This is a genomic window from Nocardioides ochotonae (assembly GCF_011420305.2).
GTDB classification, from domain to species: Bacteria; Actinomycetota; Actinomycetes; order Propionibacteriales; family Nocardioidaceae; genus Nocardioides; species Nocardioides ochotonae.
This window is the reverse complement of sequence record NZ_CP061769.1, coordinates 3,164,573-3,183,288: the sequence shown is the minus strand read 5'-3', so window position 1 is coordinate 3,183,288 and position 18,716 is coordinate 3,164,573. Positions and strand designations below refer to the sequence as shown.

Sequence of the window (18,716 nt, the reverse complement as noted above, 5' to 3'; positions counted from 1 at the left end):
ACCTTGTCCGTCACCCCCGACCTCGTCGTCGTCGGCTCCGGCTTCTTCGGCCTCACCATCGCCGAGCGCTGTGCCACCGAGCTCGACTTGAAGGTCCTCGTCCTCGAGCGTCGTCACCACCTCGGTGGCAACGCCTACAGCGAGTTCGACGAGGAGACCGGCATCGAGGTGCACAAGTACGGCACCCACCTGTTCCACACCTCGAACAAGCGCGTGTGGGAGTACGTGAACCGGTTCACCGACTTCACCAACTACCAGCACCGGGTCTTCGCGAAGTTCCAGGGGCAGGTCTACTCCTTCCCGATGAACCTCGGGCTGATCAACCAGTTCTTCGGCAAGTCGCACACGCCCGACGAGGCGCGTGCGCTGATCGCCGAGCAGGCCAGCGAGATCGCCACCGAGGACGCGCGCAACCTCGAGGAGAAGGCGATCAGCCTGATCGGGCGCCCGCTCTACGAGGCGTTCGTCAAGGGCTACACCGCGAAGCAGTGGCAGACCGACCCCACCGAGCTGAGCGCGGACATCATCACCCGCCTCCCGGTGCGCTACACCTTCGACAACCGCTACTTCAACGACGACTTCGAGGGTCTGCCGGTCGACGGCTACACCGCCTGGCTCGAGCGGATGGCCGACCACCCCAACATCGAGGTCCGGCTGAACACCGACTTCTTCGACGTCGCCGACGAGTTCAAGGGCAAGGTCCCGATCGTCTACACCGGCCCGGTGGATGAGTACTTCGACAACTGCGAGGGCCGCCTGTCCTGGCGCACCATCGACCTCGAGGCCGAGACCGTCGACGTGGACGACTACCAGGGCACCGGCGTGGTCAACGCCAACGACCAGGAGGTCCCGTGGACCCGGGTGCTGGAGTTCAAGCACCTGCACCCCGAGCGCACCTACCTGCCGGGCAAGTCGATCGTGGTCCACGAGTACAGCCGCTTCGCCGAGGAGGGCGACGAGCCGTACTACCCGGTCAACACCGCCGCGGACCGCGAGAAGCTGCTGAAGTACCGCGACCTGGCCAAGAAGGAGCCGATGGTGCTCTTCGGCGGTCGCCTCGGCACCTACAAGTACCTCGACATGCACATGGCGATCGGCTCGGCGCTGTCGATGTTCGACAACCGCCTGCGCCCGCACTTCGCCGAGGGTGCCCCGCTGACCAGTGGCGGAGTGGATGAGTGACACCGAGCGCGCCGATCGCGCCGAGCAGCGCCGGGACCGACGTGCGGCCCGGCGCCAGGAGCGCGTGAAGCGCGAGCAGCGCGTCGTCGAGGCCCCGCTCGCGCCGCCGTCGGCGAACAGCGGGCTCCTGGAGGTCTTCCGGCGTCGCTACCTGCTGAGCCTGCTGGTACGCCGCGAGATCAGCGCGCGCTACCAGGGCTCGTTCCTGGGCCTGTTCTGGTCCTACATCCAGCCGGCCACCCGCCTGGCGATGTACTACTTCGTGATCAGCGTGATCCTGGAGAAGGGGATCGAGAACTTCGCGATCCACCTGTTCGCGGGCCTGGTGATCGTGCACTACTTCACCGAGACCTTCGGCGCCGGCACGCACTCGATCGTGCGCAACAAGGCGTTGGTGCGGAAGATGGCCGTGCCACGGGAGATGTTCCCCGTCGCCTCGATGCTGACCTCCGCCTACCACGTGATCCCCGGCATGGTGCTGCTCGTGATCTTCTGCGTGGGTCTGGGCTGGACGCCGGACCCCGTCGGCGTCGCCGCCGTACTGCTCGGGTTCACGCTGGTGGCGATCTGGGGGACCGGCCTGGCGCTGCTCTTCAGCGCCGCGAACGTGTTCTTCCGCGACTTCAGCAACGTCGTGCAGACGCTGACGCAGTTCACGACGTTCAGCGTCCCGATGATCTACCCCTACAGCATGGTCTCGGACCGGTTCGGGGAGTACGCGCAGTTCTACCTGTTCAACCCGATGGCCGAGGCGGTGCTGCTGTTCCAGCGCGGCTTCTGGGCCGGGACCACGAAGGACGTGGAGGCCACGCTGGCCGACCACTTCCCCGATGACCTGTTCCTGATCGGCTTCGCGCACGTGGGCGTCGCGCTGGTCTTCCTGGTCATCGCCCAGCTGGCGTTCACCCGCCTCGAGAACAAGATTCCGGAGCGTCTGTGATGACTGCTTCCATCGTCGCCGAGAACGTCACCAAGCAGTTCACGATCCGCTACCACCGCAGCATCAAGGAGATCACCATCGCGGCGGCTCGGCGCCAGCCGCTGAGCGAGTCGTTCAACGCCCTCGACGACGTCTCCTTCACCGTCGAGCAGGGCGAGTCGATCGGCCTGATGGGCCTCAACGGCTCCGGCAAGTCGACGCTGCTCAAGCTGGTCAACGGCATCATGCGCCCCGACTCGGGCAAGATGCTGACCCGCGGCCGGATCTCCGGGCTGATCGCCACCGGTGCGGGGTTCCACCCCCAGCTGACCGGTCGCGAGAACCTCTACCTCAACGCCGCGATCCTCGGCATGAGCAAGGCCGAGACCGAGCGCAAGCTCGACTCGATCGTGGACTTCGCCGACCTCGGCAAGTTCCTGGACTCCCCGGTGGGCAACTACTCCTCGGGGATGTTCGCCCGGCTGGGGTTCGCGATCGCGATCCACGTCGACTCCGACATCTTCCTGGCCGACGAGGTCCTCGCGGTGGGCGACAAGCCGTTCCGCCAGAAGTGCCTGGAGAAGATGCAGGAGATCCGCGACAGCGGCCGCACGCTCTTCTACGTCAGCCACTCCGCCGCCTCGGTGCGCCGCATGTGCGACCGGGTCCTGGTGCTCGAGAACGGCCGCGTCGGCTTCGACGGCGGCGTCGCCGCCGGCATCCGCTACCTCAAGTACGACGACGCCTCGGGCGCCGAGCCCGCCGACTCCGAGCTCGAGGACGAGATGGGCGCCGACATCTAGGCACCCACGTGGCGCCGATGCATGACCGGCACCACGCACCGCGGGCCGGTGACCACCTCGGTGGTCACCGGCCCGCGGTGCATTTCCCAGCCCGCCGTCGCCAGCGTCAGCGCGGAGGTCAGTCCTGGGACCTCGACTCGTCCTGCTGGGTCGGCTCGTCCTGGGGGACGGCGCGGCGACCGACGGCCATGTCGGGGGAGAGGCGGGGGAACTTGCGGCTGCCGATCTGCTGGGCGGCCGGGATGCGGGTGCCCACCCGGCGGCTGCCCTTCTTCACGATGTGGTCCCAGTTGTCCATGTACTGGCGCCACACGCCGTAGTTGGAGATGTTGATGGTGTTCTCGTCGCCGGCGTGCAGCGTGCCCTCGGACCAGTTGGCGGTGCCGGTGTGGACGCGGTACGCCGACTTGTCCTTCCCGTAGTGGCCCTGCACGAGATAGAACTTGTTGTGCGCGCGGACCTCGTACTCCTCGTCCAGGTCGAGGTTGAGGCGGCTGTCCCACAGCTTGATGCGCGGGTTGCGCTTCGTGGCATCGGTGAGGAACTTGCGCAGCTCCGGCCCGGGGGCGCCGTAGACCATCGAGAGGTAGCAGCCGCGGTCGGCGAGCTGCACGAGCTTGCGGGCGATGTTGAAGCCGCGCTGGTTGTACCAGGCGAACATCGCGACGTTGATGACCGTGCGGCCGTTGCGCCCGGCGCCGCCGGTGGCGCCGTAGCACTTGACCTTGTTGAGGTCGGCGATCACCGGGTCGCCGCTGCTGCGCTTGGGGAAGAACCGCACGAAGTACGGACCGACGCGCCAGGCCCGCAGGGACTCACCGGGGACCGGACGGTCCCGCGACATCTCCACGTGGACCTGGGCGAAGCGGGCGACCAGCTTGGGCCGGCCCTTGATCGTGACCAGGTCGTTCCAGCCCTTCTCCGCACCGCCCCGGTTGAGGTTGGAGGAGCTCACCATCACGACGTTCTTCGAGGCGCCCGTGTGGGTGAAGACGTAGAACTTCGAGTGGTTGTTGGCGATCTTGCCCCGGCAGCTGGACTGGCAGTACTTCACGAAGCTGCGGTCCTTGCCCCAGCGGCGCAGGGTGCCGTCCTTGAAGGTGCCCTTCCGCTTGGCGCGGTTGTCCTTGTTGAACGCCTTGGCCAGGCGCTGCGACTGCCCGTTGTTGGCATAGACGCCGTCGAGAACCATCTGCACCTGCACGCCCCGCTTGTGGGCGCGCAGCAGGTGGTCGACGGAGTCGCGGGCGTCCATCAGGTAGGTCGAGATGTAGATCCGCGAGCCCTTGCGCGCATTGGCGACCGCCGCGTCCACGTGGTTGACGATGCGCCACTTCGCGGCGTGGTCCCCGAGCGGGTCGTTGAACACACCGCCGCCCTTGGGCTGCCAGCCCTCGGCGTGGGCGGCCTGGGTCGAGCCGCCGACCAGAAGGGCCGGGACCATCACGAGGGTGGTGAGGGCGGAGACGAGACGGGCCGAGAGCTTCATGAACCGTGTTTTCCTTGCTCGCCCCCCGAGAGGAGGGCCTGGGAGAGTCGTTCCGGTGGCGCGTGGGGCCGGGCTGAGGAGCCTGTGGCACCTCGTTCGAGGCTAACAGCCGAGACCAGTCCGAGGGGCCGCTTAGACGTCCTCGCGACGTGACGGCCCACGCACCCGGCGGCCGTACGACGCGCGCCCCGCGGCACCCCCGCGGTGGGCCTCAGTCGCGCCGCAGCACCCGCCGGTAGGCACGGTGGGCGGCGCCCAGGGCCCGGTTGCGCCGGGCGGCCTGCACGAGCAGGTAGCGCGCGGGCTTCTCGCGGATCGTGCGCGCGACCTCCTCGGCGCGACGCTGGACCACGAGGCGACGCGCCATCTCGTCGAGGAGCCCGGCGATCGCGGCGACCCCCTCGTCGGCGATGTCGGCCTCGCTGGGCGTCGGGATCGCGGCGGGCGCGTCGGCGGGGGCCGGCACGAGCTCGTCGAGGTCGCCGACCACGTCGTACCCCAGGGCGCGCAGGTCGGCGACGATCTCGGCCGAGCGCTCGCGGGCGAAGGTGTCGGCCGCCTCGTCGAGCACCAGGCGGGTGCCGGGACGCCCGGCGAGCAGGCGGTGGGCCAGCACGTTCTTGGCCAGCTGCGGGTAGGGGCCGGGCAGCGGCACCCGGTCGCCGAGCTCGGCGTTGACGCGCCGCAGCAGCTCGGCCTGCTCGAGACCGAGGGAGGAGTTCGACCGCGACGCGGTGGTGTCGAAGGAGTCGGGGTCCAGGCCCAGCAGCGTGGCGAAGCGGGTCCACAGGGTGCCTGCGTCGGCGCCCGGCGGCGGGACGGTGACGACGTGCACCCGCTCGGCCGGGACCTCGGCGCCCCAGCGGCGCAGCACGTCGGCGAAGTCCTGGACCCGCCAGAACCAGGTGCGGTGCGCGCGGTCGGCGCGCAGGTCGTCGAGGAAGTGCTCCATGCTCACCGTGGAGCGGTGCTTGATGTGCTCCTGCCACTCGGCCGGCACCTGGCGCACGAGGTCGCGCGCGGTGAGCACGATGTGGACCTCGCGGTCGCCGAAGGCGGCCACGGCGCGCCGGGCCTGCTCGGCGGTGGCGGAGGCGAAGAGCTCGTGGGAGATGAGCGTGGCGCCGGCCCAGCCCTCGGACTCGGCCACCAGCTCGGCCCAGCGGCCCTCGGCCTCGGCGGGCGCGGTCGGCGTCGAGGCCAGGTCGCGGACGTCGAGCGTGGCGAGGTAGTGGTCGTGGAAGCGGCGCCCCGGCAGCAGCAGCCCCTGCTCCGCGGCGAGGTCGCGCTGGGCCCACAGCACGTTCTGGAGGAACGTGGTGCCGGTCTTCGGGCTGCCGACGTGGAGGAAGACGGGACCACCCTGCGGCACGGCCGCACTGCTCTGACTCACGGCGTCACCGTAGCGGCGGGCGCCCCGGTCCCCGTGGCCTGGTCCGCGTCGGCGGACACGGGTGCGTCCTGGGTCTCCTCGGCAGCGTCGCTCCAGCGCGCGACGATGCGGCACACGGCGGGGTCCTCCTCGCGCAGCTTCGCCATCCCGGGGCGTCCGGAGACCAGGTGGACGACGGTGCCACCCGCGGCCTCGATCTCGGCGACGACGTCGGCGGGCTCGAGGTAGTTGCGGGGGTGCTGGCCGTAGACGTGCGGGCGGTCCCGGTCCTCGGGGGTGCGGAACTCCACGAACAGCTGCCCGCCGCGGCGCAGCGACATCGAGGCCAGGCGCCACAGGTTCTCGCGGCCGTGCGGCTCCAGGTCGTGGGGCAGGAAGCGTGCGTAGACGTCCGCCGGCTCGGGCAGCCGGCTGAGGCGGGCGCCGTAGGCGAGCACCTCGCGGGTGTCGTAGAGGTTGACCAGGTTCCAGCGGATCGGCAGCGAGCGGTTCTCCGCGATCCGCTGGCCGCTGCGCACCGCGCTGACGACGTAGTCGAGGGCGAACACCTGCCGCCCGCGCTCGGCGGCGAAGAAGATCGCGTCACGCCCGGTGCCGGCGCCGACGTCGACGATCGGCCGGGTGCTGCCGTGGTGGTTGGCGACCCAGCGGGCGAACGGCGAGGGGCGCTTCGGCACGGTGTGGCGCTGCTGGGAGTCGAAGGAGTCCCAGTGCTTGCGGTGGCTGACCAGCCCGCCGAACCAGCCGCCCAGGCGCCGGGACAGGCCACGCGGCGTCTCGTAGCGGAACGAGGGGTCCGGCACCCGCCAGCCCTCGCCGTACGTCGCGGCGAGCAGCCGCTCGGGGTCGGCCGGCGCCGGCAGCTTGCGGCCCATCAGCTCGACGCCGGCGAGCGGGAGGATGGCCTCGCGCGGCATCGGGAACCCGGTGTCGGAGGGGATGTAGAGGCTGCCCTCCACCCAGTGCGCGGTGAAGACGTCGATGAAGCGCGAGGAGCCGTCGCTGAGCCGCAGCCGCACATTGAGGCGCACGCCGGAGCCGCGGCGCACCAGCCAACCGGCGTCGCGCAGGGCCCGCTCGACGCGGTAGCCCTCGCGGGCCACGTCCACCGGTGTGGGGTGCTCGCTGAGGTAGGCGACGTCGATGTCGTTGTCGTGCCCGATCAGGCGGCCGTTCCGCACCGCGCCGAGCAGGGTGCCGTAGCAGATGAACGCCGGCACCCCGGCCTTCTCCTGCAGGTCCTCCAGCAGCCGTGCGGTGTGGTCCATGAGCTCGTCGATCACCGAGCCGGACTCGCTCGACAGCGGGCGGATCAGCTGGCCCCACTTGTCGAGGATCAGCGCGTGCCCGTCCGCGTCGACGATGCGGACCTCGAGGTCGTCGCGTCCGCCGAAGACGTGACGCGCGCGGCCGCGCTCGGTGCCGCTGAGGTGCTCGCGCAGCACGACCTCCGCCCGTCCGAGCAGCCGGCGCTGGATCGCCTTCGGCCAGGCCACCTCGCGGGCGCCGCGTGCGCCGCGGATGTCGTGGGCCGGGGTCAGGGACCAGACGTGGTCGCCGTTGACGAGCACGTCGTACGTCGTGGCGGGGTCGAGGCCCGCGGGCAGCCGCAGCCGCTGCTCGCCGACGCTCATGGCGTCGGTGTCCTCGAAGGCCTCGAAGGCCTGGGCGTCGGCGCTCATCGGCCCACCGTCCGGCGCAGCCGGGCGCGGAGGCCCGCCGGCAGGCGTGCGGGCAGCCCGCGCAGGTCGTCGGCGCGGCGGCGTACGGCGAAGCGGACGGGGTGCGCCTCGATCTCGGCGACCCGCGCCCGTGCGGAGGCGAGCGCAGCGCTCAGCCGCTCCTCGCGCGCCTGGACGCGGTGCAGCTCGGTGCGGGCCGCCAGCCATCGCTGGGAGACCTCGTTGAGCGCCTCGGTGGCGGTGTCGAGGAGCTCCTCGGCGGGGACCTCGGAGGGCTGACGTCCGGGGGCGAAGACCGGCTCGAGGTCGGCCAGGTCACCGACCACGTGCACGCCGGCGGCGGCGAGGGAGGCGCGGTGCCGCTCGGCGGCGTCGCGGATCCACCCCTGCTGCTCCGGCGGTACGGCGACCCGCGACTCCTGGCTGCGTCGGTGGGCCAGGACGTCCTTGCCGAGGGCCTGCTTGAAGCCGGAGCGGTACGCGGTGTAGCCGAGCCCGTCGCGGCGGGTGAGCGGGTTGACCCGGCGCATGATCTCGGCGGACTGAAGCCCGAGGGACTCGTTGGCGTCGCGGACGCCCTCGGCGGAGAAGTGGGCGGGGTCGAAGCCGAGCACCTGGGCCATCCGCTCCCACAGCACGTCGGGGCCGGCGCCGGGGTGGGGGAGGGTGACCACGTGCGTGTGCTCGGGGCCCACGACACCCGCCCAGCGCTCGACGATGTCGGTGAGGTCCTGCTGGGCCCAGAAGTGGCTGCCGGCGGGGGTCTCGCGAGAGCTCGGGGAGCCGAGCTGGGTGAGGAAGTCCTCCCAGGTCCACTCGCGGCGGTTCTGCAGGTACTCCTGCCAGGCGGCGGCGACGGTGCGCCCGAGGTCGCGCGCCGTGACGACGACCTCGACCTGGGCGGGGGCCAGGTCCGTGACGATCCGCTCGATGGTCGCCTGGTCGGCGGCGCACAGCCACTCCATCGAGACCACCGAGGTGCCGGACCACGCCGCCATCTCCTGACGCAACCGCCTCCAGGCGCCGCGTCGGTTCCGGCCGCCCCTGATCCTGCGCAGGTCGCGGACGGCCAGCACCTGGTCGCCCCAGGTCTGCCCGGGGAACAGCAGGCCGGCCTCCTGCGCGAGCTGCTCCTTGTTGGCCAGCAGCCGTCGCTGGACGTAGGAGGTGCCGCTCTTCGGCACGCCGATGTGGAGGTAGATCCGGTCACTCACCGGCATACCGTAACGGCCGGCGACCGCCCTGACGGACACGCGGGGCCGTCCCGGCGGCCGGTGGTTCTAGCGGGTCAGCCGCCGACGGACCCTGCGCAGCGTCCGACGGGCCATGGCGGCCGGCGCCCGGCGGGCCAGGGCGTCGCGCTCCGTGCTGAGCTCGCGGACGTCGCGGATCATCTGCTCGATGGCGACCACCGCGGCGTCCAGCATCTCGGCGTCGGTGACGTCATCGGGGTGCGGGCGCTTCGGCTGCTCCGCGGGCGGGATCAGGTCGGCGAGCTCGCCGACGACCGGGTACCCGGCCTCCCGGATGGCCCGGACCATCCGCCTCGAGCGGCGACGCAGGCGCAGGGCGTCCTCGTCGCGCAGGCCGAAGCGCTCCCCGCGCTGGGGGCCGAGGACCTCGTGGCCGAAGTACTGGCGCACCCACCGGTGCTGCACCGGGCGCTCCTGGAGCGGACCGGTGAGGTGCGGCTTGAGCCGGTGCAGGAGGGCGGCCTGGGTGGCGCCCAGGGACTGGTTGTCGAAGACCTGGTCGAGGTCGAAGCCGCGGTCGTCGATGCCGGTGACCTCGCACCAGCGCTGCCAGAGCAGGCCGCGCGGGGCTCCCGGCGGGGGCACGGTCACCACGTGGACCCGCTCGACCGGGACGGCGCTGGCCCAGACGTGCAGGATCGCCGGGACGTCCTGGCTGTTCCAGCTCCAGGCGCCGGGCAGGTCGTGGGCGAACGCGCGGCGCATGAACTCGTCGAGGGAGTCGGTGGAGTCCATCTTGAGCGCCTCCTGCCACACGGCAGGGAACTGGCGCACGTAGTCGCGGGCGGTCAGTACGACGTGCACCTCGGCGGGGGCGAGGGCCTCGACGGCCGCCCGCGCCTGGCGGGCGGTGGCCATGGAGAAGAACTCGTGGCTGATGACGCCGTCGCCGGACCAGTCGGCGAGCTCGCGGACGATCCGCTCCCAGCTGGTGCCGTGCTCGCCCAGCGCGGACGGCGAGGCCCCGCGGACGATCTGCGAGGCGTGGTAGTGGTCCATGCGCCGTCGCCCGGGGTAGAGGAAGCCCTGGGCGCGCAGCTGGTCGCGGTTGTTCCACATCGTCGTCTGCAAGAACGTCGTCCCCGACTTGGGGACGCCGATGTGGAAGAAGACCCGGCGGGCCATGCACGTCTCCTGTAGATCGTGGTCGAGCAGAGGACGTCACCAGGACGTGGAGTACTTCTCCAGCGTCTCGCGCAGCTTCGCCTCGTCGCGCTGGGCGACGGGCACCAGCAGCTCCTCGACGATATCGGTGAGCTCCGCGACCCGGCGGTGCAGCCTGCGGGTCTCCTGGATCTCTGCCTCGAGCGCGTCGATGCGGGCGTGCAGCTCGGCGATCGCGCGGCCGCGGGTGAGTGCCTCGCGGACCCGGGCCAGCGAACCCGATCGGCCCGCGTGGGTCGTCTGGTCCGTCGACTGGTCGTGCGGAGGGTTCATCGAGGTCTCGCCTTCCATCGTGCCTGGGGGCGTCAGGTTACACGGGGGTAGGACGTCCCGGGCCGCCGCGAGGTCGGGCCCGGCGCTAGCCTTGCCCGGTCCACCCGCCCGGGTGCGACCGAGCACGAAGGGAACCCCATGATCGGAATGGTGCTGGCGGCCGGTTGGGGCCGTCGCCTGCGACCGCACACGGACGCGCTGCCGAAGGCGCTCGTCCCGGTCGACGGGGACACCACGATCCTCGACATCTCGCTGCGCAACCTCGCCGCGGTCGACCTGCGTGACGTGGTCGTCGTCGTCGGCTACTTCGCCGAGGCCGTCGAGGCCCGGCGCGCGGCGCTGGAGAAGAAGTACGGCGTGCGCCTGACGCTGGTGCACAACGACAAGGCCGAGATCTGGAACAACGCCTACTCCATGTGGGTCGCGCGCGAGCACATGAGCGACGGCGTGCTGATGGTCAACGGCGACACGGTGCACCCGGTGTCGGTCGAGGAGGCGATGCTCGAGGCGCGCGGCCCCGAGGTCCTGCTCGCCCTGGACACCGAGAAGGTCCTCGCCGAGGAGGAGATGAAGGTCCGCGTGGACGCCTCCGGCAACGTCACCCGGATCACCAAGCTGATGGACCCCGCCACGGCGTACGGCGAGTACATCGGCGCCAGCCTGATCGAGGGCTCCGCGGTGCCGCGGCTCGCCGACGCCCTGCAGGCGACCTTCGAGCGCGACCCGGACCTCTACTACGAGGACGGCTACCAGGAGATGGTCGACCGCGGCGACAAGGTCGCCACCGTCGCGATCCCGGCCGGCACCGAGTGGGTCGAGGTCGACAACGCCGCCGATCTGGCCCGGGCGCGGGAGATCGCGTGCCGCTACTAGCCCGGATGCTCGCCAGCCCGCTGTTCGTGGAGGTGCGCCGCGGCGCGGTCGACAACCTCGCGACGCTGCTGGAGGAGCGCCGGATCTCCAACGGTGGCCGGGTGCTGGTGGCCGTGGGCGCCTCTCAGGGCGAGGCGATCTGGGCCCGGATCGCCGAAGGGCTGCCGAACGCCACGGTGTTCACCGTCCCCGACGCCAGCCTGGCCTCGGCCGGGCTGCTGCAGGAGGCGCTCGGCGCCCACGGCTACGACGCCGTGGTCGGCATCGGCGGGGGGCGCACCCTCGACGTGGCCAAGTACGCCGCGACCCGCGCCGCGGTGCCGATGGTCGCGGTCGCGACCAATCTGGCCCACGACGGGATCTGCTCGCCGGTGGCCTCCTTGGAGCACCCCCACGGCAAGGGCTCCTACGGCGTCGCAATGCCGCTGGGCGTGGTGGTCGACCTCGACTACGTGCGCGCCGCGCCGCCGCGGCTGGTCCGCGCCGGGATCGGCGACGCGCTGAGCAACCTCTCCGCGATCGCGGACTGGGAGCTGGCCGCCGCCGAGCGCGGCGAGCACATCGACGGCCTCGCCGTCGCCTTCGCCCGCTCGGCCGCCGAGGCGCTGCTGCACCACCCCGACGGCATCGAGAGCGACGAGTTCCTCGGCGTGCTCGCCGAGGCGCTGGTGCTCTCCGGCATGGCGATGTCGGTCGCCGGCACCTCGCGTCCGTGCAGCGGGGCGTGCCACGAGATCCTCCACGCCGTCGACGAGCTCTTCCCCGGCACCGCCGACCACGGCGAGCTCGCCGGGATCGGCGCGCTGTTCGCGACCTACCTGCGCGGCGACGAGGTGCTCCTCGAGCGCCTCGCGACCACCCTGACCCGCCACGGACTGCCCCGCACGCCCGCCGAGGTGGGGCTGAGCGCCGAGCAGTTCGCCCGCGCCGTCGAGCACGCCCCGCGCACCCGCCCCGACCGCTACACGATCCTCGAGCACCTCGCGCTCGAGCCCGCGCCGCTGCGCGCCGCCGTCGAGGCGTACGCCGCGCGCCTCGCCTGACCCGTCCGGCTCAGGCCGGCTCGCCGGCCGTGGTGTCCCGTGTGGTGTCCCGCGTGGTGTCCCGCGCGGGCTCCGCCACGGCGGCCGGGCCGGTGTCGGCGTCGAGTGCGGCCCCGGGGAGCGCCGCCCCGGCCAGCTCGGCCTCGGCCTGGCGCCGGAGCATCACCTGCTCGCGCAGCGTGATGCACTCGCGGATCAGCTCGGCGAGCTCGGCGACGGCCGCCAGCACGGGTCGCTCCTCGCCGGCCCACCGCGCGGGACTGGTGACCGGGGCGCCGCAGAAGAGGTCGTCCTCCTCGATGACGGCGCCGAGCGGGGCGGCGACCTCCGCGCTCCAACGGTGCCGCAGGTCCAGCAGCCCGTCGCGGGCGGTCGCCGCGGCGTCCAGCATCTCGGCACGCTCGGGGTGGGCGAGCGCGACCGGGGCGTCCTCCGGCGGCGGGTCGACGGACAGGTCGCTGGCGCGCCCGACGACCTCGGCTCCGCTCTCGCCGATCGCCTCCAGCACCCGCTGGTTCCAGCGCGCGGCCAGTGCCAGCCCGCGCCGGTTGAGGGTGATCTTGCGCTCGACCGCGGCCCGCGGGCCGAGGGTGCGGCGCCCCAGCTGCGACTTCACGACCCCGTCGTACGTCGCGCGGTCCAGCGGTCCGAGCTCGATGTTGATCAGCCGCAGCAGCTCCGCGGAGGCGTGCCCCAGCGAGGGGTTGACCGAGTGTGGGGGGAGGTCGGGGCGCCGCAGGCGGATCCCGACCACCTTGGCGAACCGCTTCCACAGCAGCAGGCGGTCCGATCCCGGCGGCGGCATCGTGATCACGTGCAGGTTGCGCGGCCCGACCAGCTCGCCCCAGACCTCCAGCATCCGCGGGACGCCCTGGGTGCGCTGGAACAGCCGCTGCGCAGGTGTCTCGGCGGTGGCATCGGGGTCCAGGGCGTTCTCGACGGCGAGGACGAAGTTGCGCCACGGCACGGCGCTGCCGGCCCGGGCGCTGGTCTGCCACTGCGTCGGGATGGCCGAGCGGGCGTCGCGGACCGCGAGCACGATGTGGACGTCGGCGTCCCCGAGGGAGTCGATGATCGCGCCGGCCTGCGCCTGGTCGGCATAGCTGAGGAACTCCATCGACAGGATCGACCCGCGGCCGCGGTGCGCCCTCATCTCCTCGGCCATGGCGTACCAGGGGGAGGTGTCGACCTCGACCGGGGGAGCCTCGGGCCTGCGGGTGCGGTGCGCCTCCAGGATCGAGGACACGGCACGGTCCTGGTCGCTCCAGCGCTCGCCGGGGAAGAGCCAGCCGTCCGCGGCGAGCCGGTCCCGGTTCTCCTCCAGGATGCCCTGGAGGAAGGTCGTCCCGGTCTTCATCGTGCCGATGTGGAGGTAGATGCGGGGCCGTGAGGGGCTCGATCGACGCCAACCCAGACCCCACTGCATGGGCGGCAGGCTAGCAGCAGTGCGCGGGGGCGGGAGAGCGTCTCGGGCGGGTGGTGCCGCGTGGGATGCCGGGGCGGCCGTGGCCGCTGCTACCGTGGCCCGGTCCATCCAGACCCGTGCAAGGCAAAGGAACACAGCGTGACCAACGCCCCCGCAGACCACGAGGAGCGCACCGGGCAGGACGGCTTCCGCATCGTCCAGCGCGTGCTCATGCGTCCGGACCAGGAGCTCGACGTCCAGGCCCTCTACCTCGGCGGAGTGTCCGGTTTCGGCGGTGGTGATTCCGAGACCCGCCAGTCGGGCACGGACCACGAGGGCGACGAGGACGACAGCGCCGGCTCCTACGAGGCCGACCGCGGCATGACCGGCTTCGGTCGGGTCAACGCGGTGGGCCACGCCGTCGCCGAGCCCGCCAAGCGGCTCACCTTCGGCACGTACTTCAACGCGTTCCCCGCCAGCTACTGGCGCCGGTGGACCGAGTTCGAGTCGGTGCGCCTCACGATGCGCGTGCGTGGACGCGGCTCGATCGTGGTCTACCGCTCGACCTCCAAGGGCCACGTGCTGCGCGCCCGCTCCATCAACGTCGACGCCGACGTGACGGAGACCAAGGTCGTGGACCTCGAGCTCAAGCCGTTCATCGACGGTGGCTGGTACTGGTTCGACCTCGAGGCCGGCGACGAGGAGCTGGTGCTCGAGAGCGCCGACTGGGGCTTCGAGACCGAGCGGACCACGCCGGGCCGCCTCACCATCGGCATCACGACGTTCAACCGTCCGCAGTTCTGCGTCGACCAGCTGCTCAACCTCTCCACGGACCCGGCGGTCCTGGAGATCCTCGACGAGGTCATCGTCGTCGACCAGGGCACCCAGCAGGTCGAGGACAACGCCGACTTCGCGCGCGCCGCGAAGGCGCTGGGCTCCAAGCTGCGCGTCATCAAGCAGGCCAACCTCGGCGGCTCCGGCGGCTTCTCGCGGGCGATGAACGAGGGCGTCGAGCGCGGTACCTCCGACTACGTCCTGCTGCTCGACGACGACGTCGTCTGCGAGCTCGAGGGCATCCTGCGCGCCGTGGCCTTCGCCGACCTGAACAAGACCCCGACGATCGTCGGCGGCCAGATGTTCAGCCTCTACGACCGCTCGGTGATGCACGCCTACGGCGAGACCCTCGCGGCCTGGAAGTGGTTCTGGGGCCCGGCGCCGTCGACGGTGCACGGCCACAACTTCGCCCAGCGCTCGCTGCGCTCCACCTCGTGGCTGCACCGCCGCGTCGACGTGGACTTCAACGGCTGGTGGATGTGCCTGATCCCGACCTCGGTGATCAAGGAGATCGGCCTGTCGATGCCGATGTTCATCAAGTGGGACGACGCCGAGTTCGGCGTCCGCGCCCGCGCCGCCGGGTTCCCGACCGTCACCATGCCCGGTGTCGCGGTCTGGCACGTGCCGTGGACCGAGAAGGACGACACCCTCGACTGGCAGGCCTACTTCCACGAGCGCAACCGCCTCGTCTCCGGCCTGCTGCACTCGCCGTACGACCGCGGCGGCCGCCTGGTCATGGAGAGCTTCGAGAACCACGCCAAGCGCATGGTCTCGATGCAGTACGGCACCGGTGAGACCATCCTGCTCGCGCTCGAGGACGTGCTCGCGGGCCCGGAGCGGATGCACCGCGACATGACCTACCGGGTCAAGGAGATCCGCGAGATCCGCGCCCGCTACGGCGACGGTGTCGCCAAGCCGGGCCTGGACGATTTCCCTGCCCCGCGCCGCAAGAAGCCCCCGCGGCGCGGCCGCGCGGTCGTCTCGCCGACCACGACCGTCGGCAAGGTGAAGACCGCTGCGGTGGGCCTGCTGCGCCAGGTCCGTCCGGTGCGCGAGCTCGCCCACGAGCACCCGGAGACGATCATCCCGCACGTGGACCAGCGCTGGTGGCGCCTGGCCCAGCTCGACTCCGCGATCGTGTCGTCGGCCGACGGCATGACCGCCGCCTGGTACCGCCGTCAGCCGGCCGAGTTCCGCAGCCAGATGGTGCGGTCGGCCAAGCTGCACGCCCGGCTGCGCCAGGAGTGGCCCGCCCTCGCGGAGCGCTACCGCGAGGCACTGCCCGAGCTGACCTCCCCGGAGACCTGGAAACAGACCTTCGAGGGCCTCGAGGACACCTACCGCGACTGAGCCTCCACGCGCACAGTCCCACCCAGACGCCCCGGCTCCGGCCGGGGCGTCTGGCGTCTGCGCCGAGTCGGCGCAGGAGCCGCCGAGTCTCGCGCCTGGCGTGTCGGAGATGCATCTCACGCCGAATCTCATAAAGTTCGTGGTCGTCGGCGTGGCGAGTGGAAATTACAACGTTGTAGTTACTCACGAGCCCTTCCGTTACCCATGTGGCTCGTGTGAAAGTTGCGCAACGTGTGAACTTCCCCGCGCACTGGAGCCTCCTGCATGCCTTCGAACAAAAGCCGTTTCGTCACCGCCTGCCAGCAACTGCTGGCGCTCGGTGTCGTGGTCGCCGTACTGACCCCTGCCGCCAGCGTCGTCTCCCTCGACGTGGTGCACCGTGACCCCGCCGGCGTGCCCGCGGCAGGGGGAGTCGGGCCGGCGTACGCCCGTGTCTCCACCGAGGCCTCGCTGGTCCCGGCAGAGCCGGTCGAGGCGACGGTCGAGGAGTTCGCGCTGACCGCTCCGAGCGTCGCCGCCCACGGCCGCGTCGCGGTCCCGCAGCTCGAGGCCGAGCAGGCACGCACGCCCGAGGGTGCCGCGGTCCTCACCAGCACGCCCCAGGACGTCGAGGGGTACGGCGCGGTGGGCGTGACCTGGTCGGCCGAGGCCGCGCTGGGGGAGTCCGACATCGAGCTCTCCGCGCGCACCCGCACCGGTGGGCGCTGGTCGGAGTGGACGCCGCTGGAGTACCACGACGAGCACGGCCCGGACGCCGGCAGCCTGGAGGCGTCCCGCGTGCGCCCCGGCACCGACGAGCTGCTGGTCGGCGAGGTGGACCAGGTGCAGGTGCAGGCGGTGGCCGCCACGGGCGAGCTGCCGGCCGACCTGCGCCTCGCGGTCGTCGACCCGGGCGAGGCGACCCGCACCCAGACCGAGCGCGCCGCCATCGACCCGACCGTCGAGGACGACGCGGCGGCGGAGGGCACGGAGGGCGCCGAGGGCACCGACGGTCTGGAGCTGCAGGCCGCCACCACGGCCCCGCGTCCGACGATCTACTCGCGCGCCCAGTGGGGCGCCAACGAGAGCCTGCGCGACAAGGGCTCCCTGAGCTACGGCAAGGTGACCGCCGGGTTCGTGCACCACACGGTCAACGCCAACAACTACACGAAGGAGCAGGTGCCCGGGATCATCCGGAGCATCTACGCCTACCACACCCAGTCGCGCGGCTGGTCCGACGTCGGCTACAACTTCCTCGTCGACCGCTTCGGCCGCATCTGGGAGGGCCGCGCCGGCGGCGTCGACAAGGCCGTCGTGGGCGCGCACACCCTCGGCTACAACGAGTCCTCCTTCGCGATGTCGGCGATCGGCAACTTCGAGACCGCCCAGCCCAGCGCCGCCGTGGTGCAGGCCTACGGCGCGCTCTTCGCCTGGAAGCTCGGCATCCACGGTGTCGACGCGGGCTCGAAGCGCCAGCAGGTCGCGGGCCGCACCTTCCCCGCGATCAACGGACACCGCGACGCGGGCTCCACCGCCTGCCCGGGGCGCTACCTCTACGCCAAGCTCGGTGCCATCCGCAGCGCCGCCGTCGCCGCGCAGAAGAAGAAGACCCCGACGCCTCCGCCGACGCCCACGCCGCCTCCCACCCCGACGCCCCCGCCGACGCCGACGCTCACCCCGGCCACCGTGGACGCCAACCTCGCCGGCACCGCCGCCGACGACCTGGTCGTGCGCCGGGCCGCTGACGGCCGGCTCCTCGTGGTGCCGACCGGCGGCCTCACCCGGTTCCTTCCGCCCCGCGCCGTCACCGGCAACTTCGGCCGCTACAGCGCCGTCGTCGCCTCTGCCGACCTCACCGGCGACGGTCGCCCCGACCTGCTGGTGCGCGCCCGCGACGGCCGCGCCGGGGTCCGCCCGGGCCTGGCATCGGGTCGCTTCGCGAAGGTGGTCCGCTGGGGCCCGCTGTTCGCCGACCTCGACCTGATCACTGCGGTGGGCGACCTCGACGCCGACGGGCGCAACGACCTGGTCGGCCGCGTCCCGGGCAAGCGCAAGCTCACGATCGTGCGTGGCAACGGCCGCGGCGGCTTCGGCACCCGCGTCGTCAAGGGCTGGAACTGGGACACCTACGACCGCCTCGTCGGTGCCGGTGACGTCACCGGCGACCGCCGCCCGGACCTGATCGCCCGCGACACCGACGGCCGGCTGTGGCTGCACCGCGGCACCGCCGCCGGCGGCTTCGCCAAGCGGGTCGCGATCGCAGGCGGCTGGGGGGGCTACGACACCATCGTCGGCTACGGCGACTACAACCGCGACGGCCACCGCGACCTGTTCGCGCGTGCGGCGGGCTCCGGGCGCGGCTTCGTGCACCCCGGCCGCGGTGACGGCACGTTCGGGCCGCGCCTCGGGCTGGTCGACGAGGTGCGCGGGGTCCGCGGCCTCACCAGTGGCGGCAACGTGCTGGGCAGCGCCGAGCCCGACCTGATCGGCCGGGTCGGCGACGACCTCGTGGTGGTGCAGCACGCCGGCACCGTCGAGCTCGAGCGGCCGGTCGACACCGGCTACTCCGCGGGCGCCATCGACGTGCTGCTCGTCGTGGGGGACTGGGACAAGGACGGCCACGTCGACGTGATCACCCGCACCGGAGGCACCGGCAAGCTGTTCCTGCGCCGCGGCGACGGCACCGGCAAGCTGGCCAAGCCGCAGCGGATCTCCAACGCCTTCGCCGGGGTCAGCGAGCTGCGTGCGGTCGGCGACGTCGACCGCGACGGCTTCCCCGACCTCCTCGGCCGTGCGGCCGACGGCTCGACGCAGGTCTACCTCGGCAAGGGACTGGCCGGCTTCGGCCGCACCGTCCCGGCCCCGACCAGCCTCGCCCGGCGCGCTGTCGGCACCCTCGCCGGCTACGACTGGGTGCTGCCCGAGCGCCAGGTCGACGGCGTGGGCGCCCGCGACACGGTGGCCCGGCTGAAGCGCAACGGACGCCTCCACCTCCTGCCGGCGGGCACCGGGAAGCCCCGGCTCCTCGGCGAGGGGATGGGGGTCTACGACCTGGCGGGCTGAGCCCGCCAGAC

14 protein-coding genes are annotated in these 18,716 nt (G+C 72.1%); 7 read left to right on the top strand and 7 right to left on the bottom strand.

Going from position 1 to position 18,716, the window contains the following annotated elements; translation table 11 throughout:
• The first annotated feature begins 3 nt into the window (after positions 1-3).
• From glf to HBO46_RS15415, 3 genes are read left to right on the top strand one after another with little or no spacing between them, the layout of a single operon-like run.
• Positions 4-1,182 (top strand): UDP-galactopyranose mutase, encoded by a 1,179-nt coding sequence (gene glf, locus HBO46_RS15425; protein ID WP_207950206.1) that lies wholly within the window; start codon positions 4-6, stop codon positions 1,180-1,182.
• Positions 1,175-2,122 (top strand): ABC transporter permease, encoded by a 948-nt coding sequence (locus HBO46_RS15420; protein WP_166133264.1) that lies wholly within the window; start codon positions 1,175-1,177, stop codon positions 2,120-2,122. The genes glf and HBO46_RS15420 overlap by 8 nt, the downstream gene beginning before the upstream one ends.
• Positions 2,122-2,904 carry an ABC transporter ATP-binding protein gene (locus HBO46_RS15415; RefSeq protein ID WP_166133262.1) on the top strand — a complete coding sequence of 261 codons (783 nt, stop codon included), beginning with the start codon at positions 2,122-2,124 and terminating at the stop codon, positions 2,902-2,904. Before HBO46_RS15420 ends, HBO46_RS15415 begins: the two co-directional genes overlap by 1 nt.
• 118 nt (positions 2,905-3,022) lie before the next feature.
• On the opposite strand, the gene HBO46_RS15410 is transcribed toward HBO46_RS15415, so the two are convergent.
• From HBO46_RS15410 to HBO46_RS15385, 6 genes are all read right to left on the bottom strand, one after another.
• Positions 3,023-4,393, bottom strand: coding sequence for a phospholipase D-like domain-containing protein (locus HBO46_RS15410; protein WP_166133260.1), 1,371 nt, complete (start codon positions 4,391-4,393; stop codon positions 3,023-3,025).
• A gap of 211 nt (positions 4,394-4,604) precedes the next feature.
• The gene (locus tag HBO46_RS15405) at positions 4,605-5,786 is read right to left on the bottom strand and encodes a hypothetical protein (protein WP_166133258.1); all 1,182 of its coding nucleotides are present in this window, start codon (positions 5,784-5,786) and stop codon (positions 4,605-4,607) included.
• The gene (locus HBO46_RS15400) at positions 5,783-7,468 is read right to left on the bottom strand and encodes a class I SAM-dependent methyltransferase (RefSeq protein ID WP_166133256.1); all 1,686 of its coding nucleotides are present in this window, start codon (positions 7,466-7,468) and stop codon (positions 5,783-5,785) included. Before HBO46_RS15400 ends, HBO46_RS15405 begins: the two co-directional genes overlap by 4 nt.
• Positions 7,465-8,682 (bottom strand): hypothetical protein, encoded by a 1,218-nt coding sequence (locus tag HBO46_RS15395; protein WP_166133254.1) that lies wholly within the window; start codon positions 8,680-8,682, stop codon positions 7,465-7,467. Before HBO46_RS15395 ends, HBO46_RS15400 begins: the two co-directional genes overlap by 4 nt.
• Positions 8,683-8,748: 66 nt before the next feature.
• Positions 8,749-9,846: a hypothetical protein gene (locus HBO46_RS15390; protein ID WP_166133252.1), complete on the bottom strand. Its 1,098-nt coding sequence runs from the start codon at positions 9,844-9,846 to the stop codon at positions 8,749-8,751.
• 36 nt (positions 9,847-9,882) lie between these two features.
• Positions 9,883-10,158, bottom strand: a complete 276-nt coding sequence (locus HBO46_RS15385; protein WP_224769131.1) for a DUF6752 domain-containing protein — start codon at positions 10,156-10,158, stop codon at positions 9,883-9,885.
• A gap of 138 nt (positions 10,159-10,296) precedes the next feature.
• Between HBO46_RS15385 and HBO46_RS15380 the strand changes: the two genes are divergently transcribed.
• Together HBO46_RS15380 and HBO46_RS15375 are read left to right on the top strand one after the other, a co-directional pair.
• Complete coding sequence (locus HBO46_RS15380; protein ID WP_166133250.1) at positions 10,297-11,031, top strand: phosphocholine cytidylyltransferase family protein; 735 nt, start codon at positions 10,297-10,299, stop codon at positions 11,029-11,031.
• A complete protein-coding gene (locus HBO46_RS15375; protein WP_224769129.1) occupies positions 11,019-12,074 on the top strand; it encodes an iron-containing alcohol dehydrogenase family protein in 1,056 nt (351 codons plus the stop codon). The genes HBO46_RS15380 and HBO46_RS15375 overlap by 13 nt, the downstream gene beginning before the upstream one ends.
• Before the next feature lie 10 nt (positions 12,075-12,084).
• On the opposite strand, the gene HBO46_RS15370 is transcribed toward HBO46_RS15375, so the two are convergent.
• Entirely contained in the window at positions 12,085-13,500 is a 1,416-nt protein-coding gene (locus tag HBO46_RS15370; RefSeq protein WP_166133248.1) for a hypothetical protein, read from the bottom strand.
• A gap of 138 nt (positions 13,501-13,638) precedes the next feature.
• On the opposite strand from HBO46_RS15370, the gene HBO46_RS15365 reads away from it, so the two are divergent.
• Positions 13,639-15,663: a glycosyltransferase gene (locus tag HBO46_RS15365; RefSeq protein ID WP_224769127.1), complete on the top strand. Its 2,025-nt coding sequence runs from the start codon at positions 13,639-13,641 to the stop codon at positions 15,661-15,663.
• A gap of 264 nt (positions 15,664-15,927) precedes the next feature.
• The gene (locus HBO46_RS15360; RefSeq protein WP_166133246.1) at positions 15,928-18,705 is read left to right on the top strand and encodes an FG-GAP-like repeat-containing protein; all 2,778 of its coding nucleotides are present in this window, start codon (positions 15,928-15,930) and stop codon (positions 18,703-18,705) included.
• Positions 18,706-18,716 lie beyond the last annotated feature (11 nt).

Bases quoted from the DNA above. Each gene is read 5' to 3' on its own strand.
- HBO46_RS15420 (WP_166133264.1), top strand. From the start codon at position 1,175: ATGAGTGACACCGAGCGCGCCGATCGCGCCGAGCAGCGCCGGGACCGA.
- HBO46_RS15415 (WP_166133262.1), top strand. From the start codon at position 2,122: ATGACTGCTTCCATCGTCGCCGAGAACGTCACCAAGCAGTTCACGATC.
- HBO46_RS15410 (WP_166133260.1), bottom strand. From the start codon at position 4,393: ATGAAGCTCTCGGCCCGTCTCGTCTCCGCCCTCACCACCCTCGTGATG.
- HBO46_RS15400 (WP_166133256.1), bottom strand. From the start codon at position 7,468: ATGAGCGCCGACGCCCAGGCCTTCGAGGCCTTCGAGGACACCGACGCC.
- HBO46_RS15390 (WP_166133252.1), bottom strand. From the start codon at position 9,846: ATGGCCCGCCGGGTCTTCTTCCACATCGGCGTCCCCAAGTCGGGGACG.
- HBO46_RS15385 (WP_224769131.1), bottom strand. From the start codon at position 10,158: ATGAACCCTCCGCACGACCAGTCGACGGACCAGACGACCCACGCGGGC.
- HBO46_RS15380 (WP_166133250.1), top strand. From the start codon at position 10,297: ATGATCGGAATGGTGCTGGCGGCCGGTTGGGGCCGTCGCCTGCGACCG.
- HBO46_RS15370 (WP_166133248.1), bottom strand. From the start codon at position 13,500: ATGCAGTGGGGTCTGGGTTGGCGTCGATCGAGCCCCTCACGGCCCCGC.
- HBO46_RS15360 (WP_166133246.1), top strand. From the start codon at position 15,928: ATGCCTTCGAACAAAAGCCGTTTCGTCACCGCCTGCCAGCAACTGCTG.